The organism is Pseudomonas sp. TH37, assembly GCF_016650735.1.
Classification (GTDB): Bacteria; Pseudomonadota; Gammaproteobacteria; order Pseudomonadales; family Pseudomonadaceae; genus Aquipseudomonas; species Aquipseudomonas farris.
Map to the genome: position 1 here is coordinate 161,760 of NZ_JAEKFD010000004.1, position 20,664 is coordinate 182,423.

Below are 20,664 nucleotides of genomic sequence, written 5' to 3' on the forward strand. Positions count from 1 at the left end.
GATGTTGTAATTCAGGCTTTTTAGTTCAGAGATCAAGCAGCCAACTGTGCTGCGGATCGTTATGGAACTGCCAGACGCGTTTCGGTCCGGCCATCACGTTCAGGTAATACGACTCGTAGCCGTAGGGCACGCTGACCGGGTGATAGCCCTTGGGCACGACCACCAGATCACTGTTTTCCACGGCCATGGCCTGGTCGATGCTGCGATCGTCGGTGTAGACCCGCTGGAACACGAAACCCTGCGGCGGGTTGATCTGGTGGTAATAGGCTTCTTCGAGAAAGCTTTGATGCGGCAGATCGTCGGTATCGTGCTTATGCGGCGGGTAACTCGACGAGTGCCCGGACGGTGTGCGCACTTCCACCACCAGCAGCGAATGGGCCGGTTCGGTGTCTGGCAGGATGTCGCAGACGTAGCGGGTGTTGGCGCCCTTGCCGCGCACGCTGCGTTTCATGCTGTCGGGTTTGATCAGCCGTGGGCTGTAGGAGCTGCCGAAGGCTGCGATCTTTTCGCTTTTAGCTTCAGTAGTGGAGCCAGGCGCAGAGCAAACGGCGATTTGCACGTCGCTGAGCGCGACCACTTGCGCCTGACTGCCCGGTGGCAAGTACGCCGCGAACGGCGATTTGTCTTCGAACACCGATTGGCGATCGCCAATGTTGTCCCAATCGAACGCGCCCTGCCCCGGCGCTTCACCCTTGATGCTGACCCGGCCGCTGAGCAGCACCAGGCACAGTTCCTTGTCGCCGGCGCTGACAGGCAGGGTTTCGCCGAGGCTCAGGCGGTAAGCGGCGAAGCCGACGTATTCCAGCTCCCCTTGCCCCAACTCAACCATGGTCCGGCCGCGTGCATTGCTTTTGACCAACAGGCTCATCGCGCGGTCCTCTCGTTGAGCAGTGCGCGTAAGGTGTCATAGCCTTTTTTGGCGTAGACGTAACTCGGTGCCACCGCTGGATCCTGCTCGGCTTCCACCACCAGCCAACCGTGGTAATCGGCGCCCAGCAGGACGTCGAGCAAGGCGCCGAAGTCGATGTCGCCATCGCCGGGCACGGTGAACGTGCCGTTGATGATGCAGTCCGGGAAGCTCCACAGGTTGTTGCGCGCCAGTTGCACCACCGGTTTGCGCACGTCCTTGAAATGCACGTGGCAGATGCGTTCGATGTGTTTGCGCAGCACCTGCAAGGGTTCACCGCCACCCATGTAGCAGTGGCCCGAATCGAACAGCAGGCCGACTTCACTGCCGGTCAACGCCATCAGTTTGTCGATATCGGCCGGAGATTCGACATAGGCGCCCATGTGATGGTGATACGCCAGGCGCACGCCCTGGGACAAGGTGAAGCGTGCCAGTTCGGTGAGTTTGTCGGCGTATTCCTGCCACGCCTGCTCGGTGTGAAAACGCGGGCGCTCGACCAGCGGAATGCGCTGGCCTTGAATCGAGTCAGCGACTTCGCCATAGACCAGCACCTTGGCGCCGTTCTTCGCCAGCAGTTCGACATGGCTGCCGATGGCGTCGATTTCCTCGGCCACGGAGCGGCGGGCCAGACGGCTGGAATACCAGCCGGAGACCAGCGCCAGATCGTAAGGCCGCAGCACGTCGCCGACGCCTTTGGCATCCTTGGGGAATTTGCCGTTGAGTTCGAAACCTTCGTAGCCGATTTCCTTGCCTTCGCTGAGGGCGGTGCTCAACGGCGTCTCGCCACCGAGGGACGGCAAGTCGTCGTTGCTCCAGGAGATCGGGTTGATACCAATTCGGATAGCGGGCATGGCTGCACCTTTTATTGTTTTACATAACCAGTAAGAGCGGCACAAAACCCTGTGGGAGTGGCGGTGCGACGATTCGACTTGCCCGCGATAGCGATCTAGCTGTCACATTTATGTTGAATGTGCCGCCGTCATCGCGGGCAAGTCCGCTCCCACAGGTATTGCGGTGTTCCATCAAGCGCGGGCTGTGCGCCAGGCGTCGATCAATTCGACGAACGTGCCCTGCACCTGGCGGATCAGCGTTTCGTCGTCGATTTCACCGGCCATCCACGCGCGGCTCGGTTCCTGGAAAATCGTCCGGCCTACGGCAAAACCTCGGCAGGTCTGGCTCTGGCTGGCCTGCTGAAACCCTTCGGCCAGCGCCGCCGCTGGCGCATTCAGGCCCAGCAGCACCACGCCACGGCAATACGGATCGCGTTCTTGAATCAGTTCATCGAGCTGTTTCCATTCCTCGGCGCTTTGCGCTTCGATCTTCCACCACGCCGGGTAGATGCCCAGGTTGTAGAGGCGTTTGAGCGCTCGATACAGCACGTCCGGATGCGTCGACGGGTGATCCTTGGGCGGAATGATTTCCAGCAGCAGTTCATGACCGCTGACTTGCGAGGCCTGATACAAACCCTTGATCTGCGCTTCCTGCTCCAGACGCAGCAACGGCTCGTCGTCGGGGTGGAATTGCACCAGGCATTTGATGATCTGTTCTTGTGGCCAAGCGATCAGGTTGCTGCCGATCGAGCGCCCGTGTTCGAACGCCAATGGCCGCGAACCCTGCACTTCCACCGGGCGTGCCACCCACCAGCCGCGACCGGTGGCAGCGTTCAGCGAGTCCTGACCGAAGCGTTGATCGGCCAGCAAGCCGACATCAGCCTCGACGCCCTGCTCACGCAAATCCGCTTCGACCCGCTCCACGGCTTTGATAAAGAGTTGTTTGAGTTCGCCGATAGCGTTCAGATCGCGCCCGCCCTTGTGGGCCAGCTCCACCAATTGCCCGCGATGGTCGAAGGCGAAGATGAACAGTTGCTTCCACTGTTTGCGCGGCACGCTGACTTGATGCAGACGCTGCAACACGGCGTCCTGATCCGGCCGGGTGATCGGTACCGGGCTGTTGAATAGATAGTCGAGTTCGGCGCGGGTCGGCATCGCCGGGGCGCAGGCATGGCGCGACACCACCAGACCGCCGCAGGCATTGGCCAACTGGCAGCAGCGCTCGTCGCTGGCGTCCTCCAGCCAGCCGCTGAGGAAACCCGACATGAAGGCATCGCCGGCCCCCAGCACATTCAGCACTTCGACGCGCACGCCGGGGTAGATCGCGCCATCTTCGAGACGCGCCGGAATCACCCCATGAATCACCGTGCAGCCTTGCGGGCCAAGCTTGACCACCAATGTGGCCGAGCTCAGTTGCCGGACATTTCGCAGCGCGGTGAGCAAATCCTCGGAACCGCCGGCAATCAAAAACTCTTCTTCAGTGCCAACGATCAGGTCGAAACGCGAAAGAATTTTCTGTACGTGCTGGCTGACGTTCTGATCGGCGACGAACCGGGTTTCGCCGTCCGCCTTGCCGGCCAGCCCCCAGAGCACCGGGCGATAATCGATGTCCAGCACCCGTTTGACGTTGTGCTTCTCGGCATAGTCCAGCGCCTGGATGCTCGCCTTGTAGACGCCGTCGGTGGAGAAATGGGTGCCGGTGATCAGCAAGGCTTTGCTGGAGGCGATAAAGGCTTCGTTGATGTCTTCGGCGCGCAACGCCATGTCGGCGCAATTTTCGCGGTAGAACACCAGGGGAAAGGTTTCGCGGTCCTTGAGGCCCAGCAGGACCATGGCGGTCAGGCGTTCCGGATCGACCTTGATGCCGCTGACGTCGCAGCCTTCACGGGTCAGCGATTCAACGAGGAAGCGGCCCATGTGGTCGTCCCCCACCCGGCTCAGCATCGCCGATTTCAGACCCAGCCGAGCGGTGCCGAAAGCGATGTTGGCGGACGAACCACCGAGGTATTTGGCGAAACTGCTCACATCCTCCAGCCGCGCCCCGACTTGCTGCGCATAGAGGTCGACGCCTAGGCGCCCCAGGCAAATCAGATCCAATTGACGCCCACTGGCAAAACGAGTCTGGCCCATGCTGGCTCCTGTTATTTTTATCAGCCTGCGTTCGGGGCGATGAAGGCACCGAACACTCTTGGTGGATGCAGACTAAAACGACCGGGACCGAACAATCAATAATTATTCTAAATATTTTTTACGTGGAATATTTTTTCCAATAAACTTTCACACAAGCGTTCCAGACACAGTGCATCGTTTCAGCAGACCCCATGGCAGCCGCAAGCTCAAGATTTTATTCCGGCCTACCCTGTAGACTGCGCACAGCCAACCTATTGTCAGGGGATGACCCGCCTGTCATCTCTATGAGAACAAGCCAGAAGGATTCCTTATGTCCCGCACCGATCAGCCGGCTACGACCGAGAGCACGCCCGACAGCGATCTCGCCAGCCCTCCGATCAACGCCGAGCGTTTGTTGCAGCTGATCACCGATGAATACGAAAGCCTGCCGCGCCAGCTCAAACGCATCGCCAGCTACATGAGCCAGCAGAGCGACCGGATCATGGTCGACCGCATCAGCGACATCGCCCGTGAATGCGAAGTGCACCCATCGGCCATCGTGCGTTTTTCCCAGCGTTTCGGCTTCAGTGGTTTCAGCGAAATGCAGGCGCTGTTCCGCGAGGCTTACACCCACAAAACCACGCCGGTGCAGAACTACCAGCAACGCATCCGCAGCATGATCGCCAACAAGTCGCAGAAGGCCAGCGGGGGCGATCTGGCGCGCGAATGCATCAATGCCACCCTGTCGGGCATTGAACGGCTGGGGCTGGAACTCGATGACCAGGCCTTCGACAAAGCCGTGGACCTGGTGGTGAATGCCGACAACATCTACGTGGTCGGGGTGCGCCGCTCGTTCGCGGTGGCCGATTACCTGGTCTACAACCTGCAACACACCAATAAGCGCATCCACCTGGTGTCGGGCCTCGGCGGCAGTTACCGCGAGCAGATGCGCAGCGTGCGCGCCAATGACCTGGTGATCGCCATCAGCTTCACGCCCTACGGCAAGGAAACCCAGCACTGTCTGCGTATTGCCCAGCACAATCAGGCGAAAACCCTGATCATCACCGACAGCAACCTCTCGCCGTTGGCCAAGCGCGCCAACACCGTGCTGCTGGTCAACGAAGGCAGTTCGTTTGCCTTCCGCTCGTTGAGTGCGACCTTGTGCCTGTGCCAGGCGCTGTTTATCGCCGTGGCTTATCGACTGGAATTGAAGGTCGATGAGATTCATGAGCAGGTAGGCTTTGAGGATTAGCCTTTGAGGATTAGCGCGAGGCCGTTTGCAGGTCGCTGAACCTCAGCTAAGGTTGTCCATCCCCCAAGGACCGTCTGAAGGAAAGGCTCAATGAAACTGATCGGCATGCTGGATTCGCCCTACGTGCGACGCGTCGCCATTTCCGCCAAGTGCCTGGGCATACCGCTGGAGCACGATTCGGTTTCGGTGTTCAGAAACTTCGAGCAGTTCCAGCAGATCAACCCGGTGGTGAAGGCGCCGACCCTGGTGCTGGATGATGGCGAGGTGTTGATGGATTCAACGCTGATCATCGACTACCTGGAGGCTCTGGCCGCGCCGGGTAAAAGCCTGATACCCAACAATCTGGAGCAACGCTTGCGCTCGCTACGACTGATCGGCCTGACGTTGGCGGCGTGCGAAAAGTCGGTTCAGCTTTACTACGAACGCAACCTGCGGCCAGCGGAGATTCAGTACGCGCCCTGGGTGGAACGGGTCGAAGTGCAATTGGCCGCGGCGTATTCGGCGCTGGAGCGGGAGTTGGAAAAACAGCCGCTGAAAACCGACGGTTCGATTGCGCAGGACGGGATTACCCTGGCGGTGGCCTGGAGCTTTACCAACCTGATGGTGCCGGATCAGGTGCAGGCCGCGCAGTTTCCGCGGATCAGCGCGTTCACAGAGTATGCCGAGGGGCTTGAGGTGTTTGTCGCTACGCCGATTAACTGAGCCACAACGATCGTTCCCACGCTCTGCGTGGGAACGATCGTCAGCGCCCACATGATCGGCGCATGACCTGTAGAAGCGAGCGGTGCGGCGATCCGACTTGCCCGCGAAGGCGTCCTCAAGCATTCCATTTCTGCCGCGCCCGGCACCGATCTTCAGCTGGAAAACACGTAGTGTCCTTTGACCTTCTTCGAGCCGAGGAATCCCAGGTCCGGGAACAACAGCGTTTTGAGGTACGCGACAAAAAACACCATGCCCAGGGTGATCCCGGCACCGACGAGCGTCAGCAGCGGATCTTCCTCAAACCCCTGGAACATTCGCGGAAACTGGCTCAGGGACAGGATCACGTAAATGGTGTAGGCCTGCGCAACGTTCTTATAAAAGCCCCAGGCGAACAGCAGCGGCACCCCTGCGGCAAACAGGGTAAAAAACACGGCGGCACCTGGTCCGATCATCGAGCCGAGCAAGAACCCGAAGACTGCACCGAGCAACGCTTGAGCAATCGTCAGAAAAAGTAATGTCTTGATCTTGCCGGAGTGCCGCTGACACAGCGCAGGGTCCGCATAGGCACCGATCCAGTACGCCAGCACCCGATCCTTGACCTCCCCGCCGGACAGCGTCTTGAAAATTTCGGTCTTCGAATGCCCGCTTTCGAGCATCGTCACCAGTTGCCGTTTGCTTTCCTTTTTGTCCAAGGTATTTCTCCTGTCAGGCAACACAACATTAAAAGTGGAAGCGGATGTGCTCCCGCTGGGACGATTCTCGCTGCTTGGGCATCAGAAAAGCAAAACGCCGCTTCTACCGGAGATAGAAGCGGCGCAGGCAAGCGCCTCAAAGGGGTCACGTGAGCAAGGCAATCAGAATGATGATCGGGATTGGTACGCCGAGAAAGAACAGCAATATAGAGCGCATGATAGTTCTCCTGGGTTAGCGAATAGGTGGCAGTGTCGTGGTTGTGGTGGTGGTCACGTAGGCATCGGTTTCCAGGTACTCCACGGCATCCCGACGACGACCGCCGAAGATCGCGGCGAGGCTGGCAAAAAATGCACCGGCCAGCAACGCGACGAACATCCACAACGCGGTCAAGGCTGCGACTTTGGCTGCGGTGTCGGCCGCTTGTTGCGCCGCCAGTTTGGCGTCGGCGACGGCTTTTTGGGTGCGGGCATAGACTTCATCGACACGACGTTCGGCGTCCTCTTGAGTGAGGTTGGTCCGTTGGGCGACCAGTTGTGCCAGGTAGGTCCGATCCTCGGGCGCCAATTGACCGTCGTTACGCAGGCTGCGCGCGAAGATCCGGGTGACGGTGCCATTGACGGCGTCCTCGCTGACGGCGACTGGCCGATCATCGCGAAACAGGCTGTCGACGAAGTAACCGTAAGGGTCACTGTCGGTATTACCGACCGCGCTGCCGGCAGCCTGGGTCATGGCGCTGGCGGTACCGCCGGCGACCGTGGCCCCGGCCTGCACGCCGCCACTGACAATGTTGCTGACCGAGCCGACCACCAGGGTCGCGGTCACCAACGTCGCGATACACCAGGCCAGGAAGCCATGGGCCGTGTCACGGAAGTAAACCTCATCGCCGTGCACGTAGGCCCACCTCACCCGCAAGCGACCGGCGATGTAGCCGCCGAGCCCGGACGCCACGATCTGGGTAAAGGCCAGCCAGACAATCGTCGAGATACCCAGGCTTTTGGCGCTGACGCCTTCATGGGCCCACGGCGAAACCGCCGAAAAACCCAGGCCAAAACCAAGCAGCACGAGGATCAGCGACAACGCCGCAGCCGCCGCGGCCCCGGCGAAGATCGCCGCCCAGGATACGCCCGAGAGCGTGCTGAACTCATCTGCGACAGGATAAAAACCATCAGAGGATCTGTTCATTGTTGTAGTGCTCCAGGCAGGTGTTACAACTCGTCAAACGAGCAATTGCAGTCAACGTGCCAGTCGCGCCACTTGGATAAATCGTTCTATTTCAATGCGTTGAAAACAATGAACTTCTCAGGGTCATGCAGTTTGCAAGGAGCCGGCCATATCGGCGGGTTTTATGCATTGATCAAAACGAGGCCTGCATGAAATTTTATTTAGAAAACCATCGATCATTTCTTGGCAAAATGCCGTGCAACGTCTTGAACACCTAACCAGGCAAGCCCTTATGACCCGCATCTTGACCATCGAAGACGACGCTGTGACCGCCCGGGAAATCGTCGCCGAACTGAGTAGCCACGGCCTCGACGTGGATTGGGTCGACAATGGCCGCGAAGGCCTGGAGCGCGCGGTCAGTGGCGACTACGACCTGATCACCCTCGACCGCATGCTGCCGGAGCTCGATGGTCTGGCGATTGTCACCACCCTGCGCACCATGGGCGTGGCCACGCCGATCCTGATGATCAGCGCCCTCTCCGATGTCGATGAACGGGTTCGCGGCCTGCGCGCCGGCGGCGACGATTACCTGACCAAACCGTTCGCCACCGATGAAATGGCCGCCCGGGTCGAAGTCTTGCTGCGCCGGCAAAACACCGTGACCGCCCAGGCCACCACATTGCGCGTGGCCGATCTGGAGCTGAACCTGATCAGCCACGAGGCCAGCCGCGACAGCCAGTTGCTGACGCTGTTGCCCACCGAGTACAAGTTGCTGGAATTTCTGATGCGCAACACCGGGCAGATTCTGTCGCGGATGATGATTTTCGAAGAGGTCTGGGGTTATCACTTCGACCCTGGCACCAACCTGATCGACGTGCACATCGGCCGGCTGCGCAAAAAGATCGACCCGCCAGGCAAAGTCCCACTGATTCGGACGGTGCGAGGCTCGGGTTATGTCATTGCTGAACCCCTCTAAAGGCTGGCGCTCCTCCAGCAGCCGCTTGCTGGCGCTCTACAGTTCGCTGTTCGTGGCCTGGAGCGGGATTCTCATGGGGGTCATGTATTACGAGGTGTCCAGCTACCTGGACACCCTGGCCAAGCATTCGTTGATGCAACGCCAGCATTTGTTTTCTCGCTTCCAGGGCGAGCAACTGGAGGACGCCCTCGCCGCCAGTGTGACCTTCGACATTCGCGGCATCGATGCCTATGGCCTGTTCGATGACCAGCAGCACTACCTCAGCGGCCCCTTGCGCCAGATCCCCCAAGGCCTGCCGCTGGACGGCAAGATTCACATCCTCAGCGACTGCGTCGACGCCGACGACCCGACTCTGCCCGCCGACAGCTGCGATGCTGCGGCGACCCGGACCCTGGACGGTCGCTGGCTGGTGCTGGTGCGGGACAACGGTTCGCTGTTTGCCGTGACCCGGATCATCCTGCACGCGCTGCTGTGGGGCGTGTCGCTGACCATTCTGCCCGGCATCGCCGGCTGGCATTTATTGAGACGGCGACCGCTGCGGCGGATCCGGGCAATCCAGGCCAGCGCCGAAGCCATCGTCGCCGGTGACCTGACCCGGCGCCTGCCGCTGTCCAACCGCCGTGACGAGCTGGACATGCTCGCCGCCATCGTCAACGCCATGCTCGAACGCATCGAGCGCTTGATGAACGAGGTCAAGGGCGTGTGCGACAACATCGCCCATGACCTGCGCACACCACTGACGCGCTTGCGGGCGCAGCTGTACAGGATTCAGCAGCAGGCCGATGACGGTTCGACGCTGGCCGTGCAACTGGATTCGGTGCTCGGCGAAGCCGATACCTTGATGGCGCGTTTTCGTGGACTGTTGCGAATTTCCGAGCTGGAGGATCGCCAGCGCCGTTCGGGCTTCGTGCAACTGGACCCGGTGCCGTTGCTGCAAGAGTTGCATGACTTTTATCTGCCGCTGGCGGAAGAAGGCGAACTGACTTTTGAACTGCAACTGCCCGAGTCCCTGCCCCGGCTCAACGGCGACCGGGCGCTGCTGTTCGAAGCCGTGGCGAATTTGCTGAGCAACTCGATCAAATTCACACCGCCGGGTGGCAAGGTGATTTTACGTGGGTTGAATGACGCTGGGCATACGCGAATCGAAGTACTCGACTCCGGCCCCGGCATTGCGCTGGCCGAACGTGAAGCGGTGTTCCAGCGCTTCTATCGCGCCGAGGGCGGTAACCCGCAAAGCGGTTTCGGGCTGGGCCTGTCGATCGTCGCGGCGATTGTCAGTTTGCATGGGTTTACGCTGGAAGTCGGCAGCAGCGAACTGGGTGGTGCGCTCTTGGTGCTCGATTGCCGGCAGAACCTGATTCCTCAGGCCTGACCCAAATTTCCTGAACTGACACATAACCTGTGGGAGCGGGCTTGCCCACGATGGAGGCCTGACAGAGAAAATTACGTCGTCTGACACTCCGCTATCGCGGGCAAGCCCGCTCCCACAGGGGATTTGTTTGGGGCGGGAATTGGTGGAATTCGATTCAGTACCCCGGAACATCGCGCAGAAATACCGGCAGATCAGTGATCGGCGGCAGGGCCGGAATCTCGACATACATCTGGACTACCCAGCCACGGTGATAACTGGCGTGGTTGACCACATGCAACAGCATCGCGCCGGCGCTCATGACCCCGCTTTCCCCCGAGACAGAGGTGAATTCGATCGGTTGATCCAGCGAATCGTCGGTCTGGGCCGAGGTCCATCCACAGAACCATTGATCGATCTCCTGTTGCGCCATTCGCAGCTCGGGGAGTTCGGTATGGAGCAGGTCATGGGAGGTTTTGAAGTCGTGCCCTCGGCCCTCCAGATGGGCTTGCCAGATGCAGTCCACCACGTAGATGTGGTTCAAGGTGCCGATGATGTTGTTGAACACCGACACCCGCTTGCGGTTGAGCTCTTCCGGTGGCAGCGCCATGAGGCTGTCGAAGAGTCGCTGATCGGCCCAGCGCCTGTAATCGGCGAGCATGCGGGCAGTGCGTACGTTGATCATCAGAGGTCTCCCATGACGATGGGCGCATTGCCAAGAATAGCCCTCGCGGCTGGCAACATCGTAAACGCTGATCATCGGTCACGCCGTACGCGCCTTTGTAGCAGCTGGCGAAGCCTGCGTTCGGCTGCGCAGCAGTCGTGAATTCAGGCATTGCGGTCTACCAGGTAAACCGCATGGGCAGGTTTTACGACTGCTTCGCAGCCGAACGCAGGCTTCGCCAGCTGCTACAAGGAATGCGGAGCGGCTAGTATTTTTACCACCCGGTCGGCCAGCGCCAGGCAACTGGTCAGCCCCGGCGATTCGATGCCGAACAGGTTGACCAACCCCGGCACGCCATGCACATCCGGGCCGCTGATGACAAAGTCGCTGGCCGCCTCGCTCGGCCCGCTGATCTTCGGGCGAATGCCGCTGTAGGCTGGTTGCAGGCTGTCATCGGGCAACGCCGGCCAGTAGCGCCGGATCGCCTGATAGAAACTTTCGCTACGGCGGGGATCGACGCGGTAATCGACGTGCTCGACCCATTCGACATCCGGCCCGAAACGCGCCTGACCGCCCAGGTCCAGGGTCATGTGCACGCCCAGCCCGGCGCTTTCCGGTGCCGGGTAAACCAGATGCCGGAACGGCGCCGGACCGCTGAAACTGAAATAGCTGCCCTTGCACAGCCAGGCCTTGGGAACGTGCTGCGCTGGCAAGTCTTCGATCCGGCTCGCCACTTCAGGCGCGGACAATCCGGCGCAGTTGATCAACTGACGACAGCTCAACGTCATCGGCTGAGCCCCACCCATGTGCAGCTCGAAACCGTGCCCGGTGCAACGGGCCGATTCCAATGGCGTGTGAAAGGCTATCGAAGTACCGCACGCTTCGGCGTCTGCCTGAAGCGCCAACATCAGGGCATGGGAATCGACGATGCCGGTGGACGGCGACCAGAGCGCGGCAACGCAGGACAACGCCGGTTCAAGCGCCCGCGCCTGCGTGGTACTCAGCCATTGCAGATCATCGACGCCGTTGCGCCTGCCCTGCTCCAGCAATGCTTGCAAGGCTCGGCACTGACGGTCATCGGTGGCCACGATCAGCTTGCCGATACGCCGGTAATCGACGCCGCGCTCATCGCAGAAAGCGTACAGCCGTTGCCTGCCCTCCACGCACAATTGCGCCTTGAGACTGCCGCTCGGGTAATAGATACCGGCGTGGATCACTTCCGAGTTGCGCGAGCTGATGCCCACGCCAATCCCCTCGCCCGCCTCGACCAGAATCACTTCTCGCCCGGCCCGAGCCAGCGCCCTGGCTACCGCCAGCCCGACCACACCGGCCCCGACCACCACGCATTCGATATCGACGCTCACCTGCCCTCCACATATTCAAGCCAGCCCTCGCTCCCGATAATCGACCACGCTGGAGATTATCGTGTAGGAGCTGGCGAAGCCTGCGATTTTTTGATCTTCGGCGGCCGCTGAAATGCCAAAGATCAAAAAATCGCAGGCTTCGCCAGCTCCTACGTTCTATACAACAGCCATCAAAACGACAACTAACTGTCAATTAGCTGAACCACTACACACTTCAATGACCGAACCCCGTTTAACCGGCCATTAAGTGCACTTTTACGATTGACTTCACCCGCCTCGCTCAGTAAATTGCCCGGGCCGGTAACAACGGCCTTTTATCAACTCACAAAAGAATTCAATGGACACAGTATCTAGCCGCTGTCGGATGACTGCAGATATGCAGGATCTGGCACATAACCCAGACAATGACGGGACTCGATTTTTCGGTCGGGTGAGCTGCGCTAGAGCCTGAGGCTCCACCGTAACTTGCCTCACCGGAATCAGTCCGGCCCAGAGGCATGTTATGAACTTCAAAACCACTGTAATGCCAGGCGTACGCGCCTTTGCATCGACCATGCGGGTCAAGCTTTGCCGTGAGCGTCTGTTGACGACTCGGCCCAGCGCCCCGTTTTCCGCCCCTTCTGCCCATGCCAAGGCACAGCCTCGTGCCAACTGGCGCGTCTGCCCGACGACGGGCCGGCTTCAGCAACGCTGGAGCTTCGACGAAAGCCAGGACCCACCGAGTCGGCGCATCGCGCGCCTCTTCCAGCAGGCGAGCCTGATGCTCGGCCTGTACCGGGGCGCGCACTTTCAATTGATTTGAAGGCACTTTTATTTTAAGGAGCTTTTGATTTTAAGGAGCTTCCAAAGTCCTTCCTGAACGGTTTTCTTAAAACGAAATCCGACAACTTCCTGCTGCCTGTTAAAAACAAATGTTATTGGAGTTAGTTATGGACGAAGCCAGTAGTCGGTTCGTTGCCTGTCACGTGTTAGTTGATGGACAGCGAACGTTAAAACATCAAAACACAATCATCCGACTCGATCGCTTATTTGCGGCTCGACATACGTGCGCTCGTCTTTGATTAGCTGAGTACCTGTGTGTCGTGCCGCAAGACTGCGGCAGGAGCACAGCAATGACCCTTGTAAAAACCGCAAAGAAAACCACCCGGGGCACCTCCAGCGACAACGCCAAGCTGTCGATGCGTGCCGCCCGGGAAGCGCAAAACGGCCTGACCGTAACCCTCACCAACCTCAACGCCACCGCTGACGGTTTGACCGAACTCGAAGCTGAAGGCCGTTTGGCGCGTGGAGGCCACAACGAAGTCGCCCACGACAAGCCGCCTCACGCCATCGTCCAACTGCTCAAAGCCCTGAACAATCCCTTCATCTATGTACTGCTGACCCTGGCAGGCATCAGCTTTTTCACCGACTACTGGCTGCCGATCAGCCAGGATCAAGGCGACGACGCCGACCTGACCAAGGTCATTATCATCATGACCATGGTCAGCCTGAGCAGCCTGCTGCGGTTCTGGCAGGAATACCGCTCGGCCAAGTCCGCCGAAACCCTCAAGGCCATGGTGCGCACCACCGCCACCGTCCTGCGTCGCCAGCAAAAGGACCGCTCGCCAGTGCTGCGCGAAGTACCGATGCGCGAACTGGTGGCCGGCGACATCGTGCAACTCAGCGCTGGCGACATGATCCCGGCGGACATCCGCCTGATCGAATCCCGCGACCTGTTCATCAGTCAGGCCGTACTGACCGGCGAAGCCTTGCCCGTCGAGAAGTACGACACGCTGGGGGACGTGGCGCAGAAGTCAGCGACCGGCAGCGCAGCCAATCAGTCCGACCTGCTCGACCTGCCGAACATCTGCTTCATGGGCACCAACGTGGTCAGCGGCACCGCCAAAGCAGTGGTGGTCGCTACCGGTTCGCGCACCTACTTCGGCTCACTGGCCAAAGCCATTGTCGGGGCACGGGTGCAAACCGCGTTCGACCGCGGGGTGAACAGCGTCAGCTGGTTGCTGATCCGTTTCATGCTGGTCATGGTGCCAATCGTGTTCCTGCTTAACGGCTTCTCCAAAGGTGACTGGAGCGATGCGTTCCTGTTTGCACTGGCAGTGGCGGTCGGCCTGACCCCGGAAATGCTGCCGATGATTGTCAGCGCCAACCTGGCCAAAGGCGCCATGGCCATGGCCAAGCGCAAAGTGGTGGTCAAGCGCCTTAATGCGATTCAGAACTTCGGTTCGATGGACGTGCTGTGCACCGACAAGACCGGCACTCTGACCCAGGACAAGATCATTCTTGAACACCATGTCGACATCAATGGCCAGCGCGACGATTCGCTGCTGGAACTGGCCTGGCTCAACAGCCACCACCAGAGCGGCCTGAAAAATCTGATGGACCAGGCGGTGGTGCAGTTCGCCAATCGCAATCCAACATTCCGCGTGCCGTTCGCCTACAGCAAGGTCGATGAACTGCCGTTCGACTTCGTGCGTCGGCGCCTGTCGATCATCGTCAAGGACAGCCGCGACGATCACCTGATGGTGTGCAAAGGCGCGGTCGAGGAAATGCTGAGCATCGCCAGCCACCTCCATGAAAACGGCACGGTCGTGGCACTGGATGATCAGCGTCGCCAGGCGCTGCTGGCCCTGGCCAACGAGTACAACCAGGACGGCTTCCGGGTGCTGTTGGTCGCTACCCGCGAGATCCCGAAGGCACAGACGAAAAACCAGTACGCAACCACTGACGAACGCGAACTGGTGATTCGCGGTTTCCTGACCTTCCTCGATCCACCGAAGGAAACCGCCGGCCCGGCGATTGCCGCGCTGCGTGATATGGGCGTGACTGTCAAAGTGCTGACCGGCGACAACGCCGTAGTGACCTGCAAGATCTGCCGCGAAGTCGGCCTGGAACCCGGCACACCGCTGCTCGGCCAAGACATCGAGAAGATGGACGATGCCACCCTCAAGGTGCGGGTCGAGGAGCGCACGGTGTTCGCCAAACTGACGCCACTGCAGAAATCCCGGGTGCTCAAGGCTTTGCAGGCCAACGGTCACACCGTGGGTTTCCTTGGTGACGGCATCAACGACGCCCCTGCCCTGCGCGATGCCGACGTCGGTATTTCGGTGGACAGCGGCACCGACATCGCCAAGGAATCGGCCGACATCATCCTCCTGGAAAAGAGCCTGATGGTGCTCGAAGAAGGCGTGCTCAAGGGCCGCGAAACCTTCGGCAATATCATGAAGTACCTGAACATGACCGCCAGTTCCAACTTCGGCAACGTGTTCTCGGTGCTGGTGGCCAGCGCGTTCATTCCGTTCCTGCCGATGCTGTCGATCCACTTGCTGCTGCAAAACCTCATGTACGACATCTCTCAGCTGGCGCTGCCGTGGGACAAGATGGACAAGGAATTCCTGCGCAAGCCGCGCAAGTGGGATGCGAAGAACATCGGCCGTTTCATGCTGTGGATCGGGCCGACCTCGTCAGTCTTCGACATCACCACCTTCGCGGTGATGTGGTACGTGTTCGCCGCCAACAGCGTGGAAATGCAGGGCCTGTTCCAGTCCGGCTGGTTCATTGAAGGGCTGCTGTCCCAGACCCTCGTGGTGCACATGCTACGCACCCAGAAAATCCCGTTCTTCCAGAGCACTGCGGCGTTACCGGTGATCCTGATGACCGGGCTGGTGATGGTGTTGGGCATCTACATTCCGTTCTCGCCACTGGGCACGCTGGTCGGTCTGCAACCGCTGCCGTGGGCGTACTTCCCATGGCTGGTCGGCACCTTGCTCAGCTACTGCGTGTTCGCACAGCTCATGAAAACCCTCTACATCCGTCGCTTCAAGCAATGGTTCTGATGGTGTAAGCCCCCGAAGCGAGGGAGCAAACCCAAATAACGTGAACACCGCAATCCCTGTGGGAGCGGGCTTGCCCGCGAAGAGGGAGCATCAGTCAACATGTATGTCGCCTGGCACACCGCCTTCGCGGGCAAGCCCGCTCCCACAGATTTCGTGTTTACCGCACCATCCCTCCGGCTCTCAGGCCGTCAATAAATGCAGTACGTAAAAGGGAGAGTCCTCATGTCGGGAACTACTCTACTGATCAACCTCGCAGGCTCCATCGCCCTGTTGCTGTGGGGCACTCATATGATTTCTTCGGCGTTGTTGCGCGGCTTCGGCACGCCACTGCGTCAATGGCTGGGCCACAACCTGAATAACCGCTGGATGGCTTTGTTGTCCGGCATCGGCATCACCGGCGTCCTGCAAAGCAGCACCGCCGTCAGCCTGATGGCGACTTCGTTCACCGCTGCCGGGGCGCTGGGACTGGCTCCGGCACTGGCGGTGATGCTCGGCGCCAACATCGGTTCGACCCTGGTGGTGCAACTGCTCAGCGCCGATGTGTCGATGCTCACACCCATTGTTTTGTTGGCGGGCCTGATCGTCTTTCGGCTGCGTGATGACTCGCGCTACGAAAGCGTCGGCAGCGCGCTGATCGGCCTGGGGCTGATGCTGCTGGCCCTGCACATGCTCGGTTCGACGCTGGCGGAAGTCGAAGGCACGCCGATCTTTCAGCTCATCATGCAGAGCCTCGATGGCGACCTGCTGATTGCACTGCTGGTGGCGCTGATCCTCACCTGGCTCTGCCACTCCAGCGTGGCCGTGGTGCTGCTGATCATCTCGTTGGCCGCGACCGGCATGCTCTCGGCCAGCACGATTGTCGCGCTGGTATTGGGGGTGAACATCGGCGGTGCGCTGCCTTCGGTGATCAACGCCGGTTCGAGCGTCGGCCGACGCCTGCCGCTGGGCAATCTGCTGGTGCGGACGGTCGGTGCCCTGGCGGTCTTGCCGTTTGCCGGGTTGCTCGCTCAGGTGCCGCTCGCGCCCTCGACGCTGGTGGTGTGCCTGCACACCGGTTTCAATCTGCTGCTGGGGTTGGTGTTCATCGGCCTGACCGACGTGCTCGCCAATGCCCTCACCCGATGGCTGCCGGCGCCTAAGCGGGATGTCGACCCTGGCATGCCGCACTACCTGGATGAGGCCGGTCTGGAAGTGGCCAACATCGGCTTGTCGAATGCCGCCCGCGAAGCCTTGCGCATGGCTGACATGCTCTCGGCCATGCTCGGCCGGATGCTCCAGCTGCTCCACACATCGCTACCGGCCTGCGCCGATGAAGTGCGGCGCATCGATCAATCCCTGGACCTGCTCAGCGCGGCGATTCGGGCTTATCTGGCCGACATCGGCAAGGAAGGCATCAGCGACAGCGATGCCGATCGCTCCCAGGAGATCCTCACGTTCGTGATCAACCTCGAACATGCCGCGGACATTCTTTCCAGCAGCCTCGCGCAATTGGCCATGCGCCGCTTGCGCCGAGATGAACAGTTCTCGGCCTTCGAATTGGGCAACATCGCCCCGCTGCACGACGCCGTGCTGGAGAGTTTGAGCCTGGCGATCACCGTGTTCCTGCGCGAAGACATCGCCACCGCGCACCAATTGATACAACGCAAAGAAACTGTCAGACGACTCGAAGCAGAAGCCAGCCGCGAGCACTTTCGCCAGTTGCAGGAAGACAAAAGTACCTGGGCTGAATCCGGCGATATTTTCCAGCGGGTGCTGCGTGATTACCGGCGTGTGCATCACCACATCGCCGCGCTGGCGTATCCGCTGCTCGAACGTGCCGGTGAGCGCTCGATCGAGAACATCGACCAGGCAAAGGAAAACCCGTCATGCGTCTGCTGATCTGTGCCGGGCGTTATTACGCCGATAAACGTCTGTGCCGACGAGTACTCGACGCCTTCCAGCGCATGCATCCGGTGCGTGTGCTGATTCATGGCGGCAATCGCTTTCTGGGCGGCGAAATTGAAGAGTGGGGCCGGGAACAAGGCGCCGACATCGTGCGCTACCCGCCCAATTGGCAGCGACACGGCAAGTCAGCCGAACGCCTGCGCAACCACTTCATGCTGCTCGACAGCCGACCGGACGTAGTGATCGCCCTGCCCGGCGGCGAAGACACCGAAGAACTGGTCGCCCAAGCCCGGGCGGCCGGTTTGCAAACCTTATCGGTCGGAGATCGGGGCTGATCCTGATGCCGATCAATCAAGCAACTTCAACCGCAACGCACCCGCTGTAGCAGCTGCCGAGCCTGCGAGGCTGCGTTCGGCTGCGAAGCAGTCGTGAATCCGGCTAACGCGGTCTGCCTGATACACCGCAATCTCTGATTTTACGACTGCTTCGCAGCCGAACGCAGCCTCGCAGGCTCGGCAGCTGCTACAGGGCGCCTGTGCATATATCTAATCAGCAGGGAACTCCTGAGCGCTGCCAGGCATCCTAAATTATGTGTTACTTCCTTTCGCTTTCGGAGGACGCCGTCATGCGCCGTCTGTTGCTCATATCTTCACTAGTGCTTTGTTTGCCCGTTGGTTCGGCCATGGCCGATGTAGATGCAAAAGATGTCGCCACTTCGGCCGGGGTCTCCGCATCGCTGTACTCGACGTTCAAGGATGACAAAATCGTGATTCCCGCACGGGATGATGCCTCTAGCTTCGTGGCGAGTGGCGGTACGATTCGCGGCGTTTATCTGGAGTCGGTGTTGAAGGAGATTCGACAAAATCATCCCGACCTCAAGGCAAGCGACGAGGACCTGGCCAAAGCGATCCTCGCCCAATAAGGTCCAATCGGTCGCTAAAACCTGTAAAAGTCAGCCGTGGGGCTCGCAACACTGGATAGTGTTCGGGCCCTAGGTTGCTTGCGCCCCAGCGGACAGGTGCGCCCAGCCGGCCACTAACTGTGCGCTGATGCTGACGCCACCACATACCACAATCACCACATCATGGGCCTCGGCAATCGCTGGATGGTCCAGGTACGCTACCGCCAATGAAACGCCGCACGCCGGCTCGACCAACTGACGCAGGTCGTTGGCGTAACGAACCACGCCCATGATCGCCTCATCATCGCTGAGCACCACGCATTCGTGGGCAAAGTCGAGGATGTGCTGCACCGGCCAGGCCGCCACTTGCGCCGCCCCGAGTGACGTAGCGACGGTATCGATGCGCGGCAATCTGACCGGGTGACCTGCACTCACGGCGGCTGCGAAAGACGCTGCGCCCTGGGTTTCGCAAGCAACGATTCGACAATCCATGCGCTGATGACGGATCAGACCAGTGAGCAGGCCCGCCAGCAAACCGCCGCCGCCCACCGACGTCACCAACACATCGACCTGAGGACAGTCCTCGAGGATTTCATCGACCATCGTGCTGTGCCCTTCCCACAGCACCGGATGATCGAAGGCTGGCACGTATTCAGTGTCCGCGCCCTTTGCGAGTTCTTTCGCCCGTTGATTGGCTTCGTCCCAGACCTTGCCATGGACGATCACCTCGGCACCGGTTTTCCTGATCCTGGCGCGGGTGGTTTCCGGGGTGGTTTTCGGCACCACGATGCAGGCTTTCAGCCCAAGGCTGGCGGCGGCGACGGCGGTGGCCAACCCGGCGTTCCCTCCGGAAGGACAAACCACTTTGCGCTTGCCTTGCTCCGCTGCCTGGCTGCACAGCAGGCCCATGCCGCGAAGTTTGAACGAGCCGCTGGGTTGCAGGTTTTCCAGCTTGAGCCAGATCCGCCGGGCCGGTGTCGACAGGCCTGGGTGCAGAATCAGGGGCGTTCTGATGTGAAGCATCGTGTGCTCCTGGTGACGCTCCCGGCTCGTCGAGATGCTCAACGAGCCGGGGGTGAGTAGATAGAATCATCCTTATCCAAAGCTTAGTTCACCCAGCCCCCCGGTTACCGTTTTAGCGATAACGCGGTGCCGCGTCGAATGACCGAACAACCGCGCAGGAGCTGCCGCAGGCTGCGATCTTTTGAGATTTTGAACTTTGAGCAATATTGATAGGGTCAAAATCAAAAGATCGCAGCCTTCGGCAGCTCCTACATGCCCTTTGCGAAGTCAGTCATGAAAATCTCGCCCAAACTCGCCTTTTTCACCCTCGTCAGCACCCTTGCCTACCTCGCGCTCGCGGTGTTCGGCATGGGCGGGTTGGCGGCTTTTTTCTCCCGCCCGCCGTTGGCGGTCATTGCGTTGGCAACCCTAGTGATGGCGGTCGTGTCTTTGTTCAGCGAAGGCAACCTGAGCTCCGGCGAACGTGAAGACCGGGCCAATCGCTGGGTGTTGCCAGTTTTTGGGGTGCTGGGATTGCTGAGTGGGTATCTGCCGGCCTACACCGACCGGATCGATTTCTGGACCTTCGGTGGTGAGGGCGTGCGTTGGCTCGGCGTGCTGTTGTTCATCGGCGGCGGCGCGCTGCGGATGTGGCCGGTGTTTGTACTGGGCAAACGCTTCAGCGGACTGGTGGCGATTCAACCGGGGCATCGCCTGGTCACCGACGGGATTTATCGGACCTTGCGCAACCCCAGCTATCTGGGGCTGCTGATCAATGGCGTGGGCTGGGCGCTGGCCTTTCGTTCCGGGGTCGGGTTGCTGCTGGTGGCGCTAATGTTGATCCCGCTGATCGCTCGCATTCGCTCCGAAGAAGCGCTGTTACGCACGCAGTTTGGCAGTGAATACGAGGCTTATTGCAGCAGGACTTGGCGGTTGATCCCCGGGGTTTACTGACTCACATCAATCATTGTGGGAGCCGAGCTTGCTCGCGATGGGGCCGCTGCGGTCTGCCAAGGGATTTATGTTGTCTGTGCCGAC

At 60.1% G+C, this 20,664-nt stretch carries 18 protein-coding genes; 10 read left to right on the top strand and 8 right to left on the bottom strand.

Annotated elements, in window-relative coordinates:
- Positions 1-25: 25 nt before the first annotated feature.
- The 3 genes from iolB to iolC form a co-directional block, all read right to left on the bottom strand.
- Positions 26-868: a 5-deoxy-glucuronate isomerase gene (iolB, locus tag JFU11_RS12730; RefSeq protein ID WP_201060778.1), complete on the bottom strand. Its 843-nt coding sequence runs from the start codon at positions 866-868 to the stop codon at positions 26-28.
- Positions 865-1,758: a myo-inosose-2 dehydratase gene (gene iolE, locus JFU11_RS12735; RefSeq protein ID WP_201060779.1), complete on the bottom strand. Its 894-nt coding sequence runs from the start codon at positions 1,756-1,758 to the stop codon at positions 865-867. The genes iolB and iolE overlap by 4 nt, the downstream gene beginning before the upstream one ends.
- A 171-nt stretch (positions 1,759-1,929) precedes the next feature.
- Positions 1,930-3,867, bottom strand: coding sequence for a 5-dehydro-2-deoxygluconokinase (gene iolC, locus JFU11_RS12740; protein ID WP_201060780.1), 1,938 nt, complete (start codon positions 3,865-3,867; stop codon positions 1,930-1,932).
- 310 nt (positions 3,868-4,177) lie between these two features.
- On the opposite strand from iolC, the gene JFU11_RS12745 reads away from it, so the two are divergent.
- The gene (locus tag JFU11_RS12745) at positions 4,178-5,098 is read left to right on the top strand and encodes a MurR/RpiR family transcriptional regulator (RefSeq protein WP_052966863.1); all 921 of its coding nucleotides are present in this window, start codon (positions 4,178-4,180) and stop codon (positions 5,096-5,098) included.
- A gap of 90 nt (positions 5,099-5,188) precedes the next feature.
- Positions 5,189-5,800 (top strand): glutathione S-transferase, encoded by a 612-nt coding sequence (locus tag JFU11_RS12750; RefSeq protein ID WP_123722243.1) that lies wholly within the window; start codon positions 5,189-5,191, stop codon positions 5,798-5,800.
- A gap of 152 nt (positions 5,801-5,952) precedes the next feature.
- On the opposite strand, the gene JFU11_RS12755 is transcribed toward JFU11_RS12750, so the two are convergent.
- Positions 5,953-6,492, bottom strand: coding sequence for a hypothetical protein (locus JFU11_RS12755; RefSeq protein ID WP_201060781.1), 540 nt, complete (start codon positions 6,490-6,492; stop codon positions 5,953-5,955).
- 232 nt (positions 6,493-6,724) lie between these two features.
- Positions 6,725-7,675 (bottom strand): hypothetical protein, encoded by a 951-nt coding sequence (locus tag JFU11_RS12760; protein WP_201060782.1) that lies wholly within the window; start codon positions 7,673-7,675, stop codon positions 6,725-6,727.
- Positions 7,676-7,946: 271 nt separating this feature from the next.
- On the opposite strand from JFU11_RS12760, the gene JFU11_RS12765 reads away from it, so the two are divergent.
- Together JFU11_RS12765 and JFU11_RS12770 are read left to right on the top strand one after the other, a co-directional pair.
- The gene (locus tag JFU11_RS12765) at positions 7,947-8,630 is read left to right on the top strand and encodes a response regulator transcription factor (protein ID WP_052966859.1); all 684 of its coding nucleotides are present in this window, start codon (positions 7,947-7,949) and stop codon (positions 8,628-8,630) included.
- Positions 8,608-10,002: a HAMP domain-containing sensor histidine kinase gene (locus JFU11_RS12770; protein ID WP_201060783.1), complete on the top strand. Its 1,395-nt coding sequence runs from the start codon at positions 8,608-8,610 to the stop codon at positions 10,000-10,002. Before JFU11_RS12765 ends, JFU11_RS12770 begins: the two co-directional genes overlap by 23 nt.
- A gap of 154 nt (positions 10,003-10,156) precedes the next feature.
- Here the strand turns inward: JFU11_RS12770 and JFU11_RS12775 are convergent, their stop codons facing one another.
- Together JFU11_RS12775 and JFU11_RS12780 are read right to left on the bottom strand one after the other, a co-directional pair.
- On the bottom strand, positions 10,157-10,663 hold the full coding sequence (locus tag JFU11_RS12775) for a DinB family protein (protein ID WP_123722239.1): 507 nt from the start codon (positions 10,661-10,663) through the stop codon (positions 10,157-10,159).
- A gap of 224 nt (positions 10,664-10,887) precedes the next feature.
- Complete coding sequence (locus JFU11_RS12780; RefSeq protein ID WP_123722238.1) at positions 10,888-12,006, bottom strand: NAD(P)/FAD-dependent oxidoreductase; 1,119 nt, start codon at positions 12,004-12,006, stop codon at positions 10,888-10,890.
- Positions 12,007-12,508: 502 nt separating this feature from the next.
- On the opposite strand from JFU11_RS12780, the gene JFU11_RS12785 reads away from it, so the two are divergent.
- The 5 genes from JFU11_RS12785 (at position 12,509) to JFU11_RS12805 (ending at position 18,645) form a co-directional block, all read left to right on the top strand.
- Positions 12,509-12,808, top strand: a complete 300-nt coding sequence (locus JFU11_RS12785) for a hypothetical protein (protein WP_123722237.1) — start codon at positions 12,509-12,511, stop codon at positions 12,806-12,808.
- A gap of 310 nt (positions 12,809-13,118) precedes the next feature.
- The gene (gene mgtA, locus JFU11_RS12790; protein WP_201060784.1) at positions 13,119-15,839 is read left to right on the top strand and encodes a magnesium-translocating P-type ATPase; all 2,721 of its coding nucleotides are present in this window, start codon (positions 13,119-13,121) and stop codon (positions 15,837-15,839) included.
- A 222-nt stretch (positions 15,840-16,061) separates the two neighbouring features.
- A complete protein-coding gene (locus JFU11_RS12795; protein ID WP_201060785.1) occupies positions 16,062-17,717 on the top strand; it encodes a Na/Pi cotransporter family protein in 1,656 nt (551 codons plus the stop codon).
- Positions 17,705-18,058 carry a DUF2493 domain-containing protein gene (locus tag JFU11_RS12800; protein ID WP_123722234.1) on the top strand — a complete coding sequence of 118 codons (354 nt, stop codon included), beginning with the start codon at positions 17,705-17,707 and terminating at the stop codon, positions 18,056-18,058. Before JFU11_RS12795 ends, JFU11_RS12800 begins: the two co-directional genes overlap by 13 nt.
- A gap of 290 nt (positions 18,059-18,348) precedes the next feature.
- Positions 18,349-18,645 (top strand): DUF2388 domain-containing protein, encoded by a 297-nt coding sequence (locus JFU11_RS12805; RefSeq protein ID WP_008012177.1) that lies wholly within the window; start codon positions 18,349-18,351, stop codon positions 18,643-18,645.
- A gap of 69 nt (positions 18,646-18,714) precedes the next feature.
- Here the strand turns inward: JFU11_RS12805 and JFU11_RS12810 are convergent, their stop codons facing one another.
- A complete protein-coding gene (locus tag JFU11_RS12810; RefSeq protein WP_123722233.1) occupies positions 18,715-19,647 on the bottom strand; it encodes a pyridoxal-phosphate dependent enzyme in 933 nt (310 codons plus the stop codon).
- Between the two features lie 273 nt (positions 19,648-19,920).
- Here JFU11_RS12810 and JFU11_RS12815 point away from each other — a divergent pair, with 273 nt between their 5' ends.
- Positions 19,921-20,580 carry an isoprenylcysteine carboxylmethyltransferase family protein gene (locus JFU11_RS12815; RefSeq protein ID WP_201060786.1) on the top strand — a complete coding sequence of 220 codons (660 nt, stop codon included), beginning with the start codon at positions 19,921-19,923 and terminating at the stop codon, positions 20,578-20,580.
- Positions 20,581-20,664 lie beyond the last annotated feature (84 nt).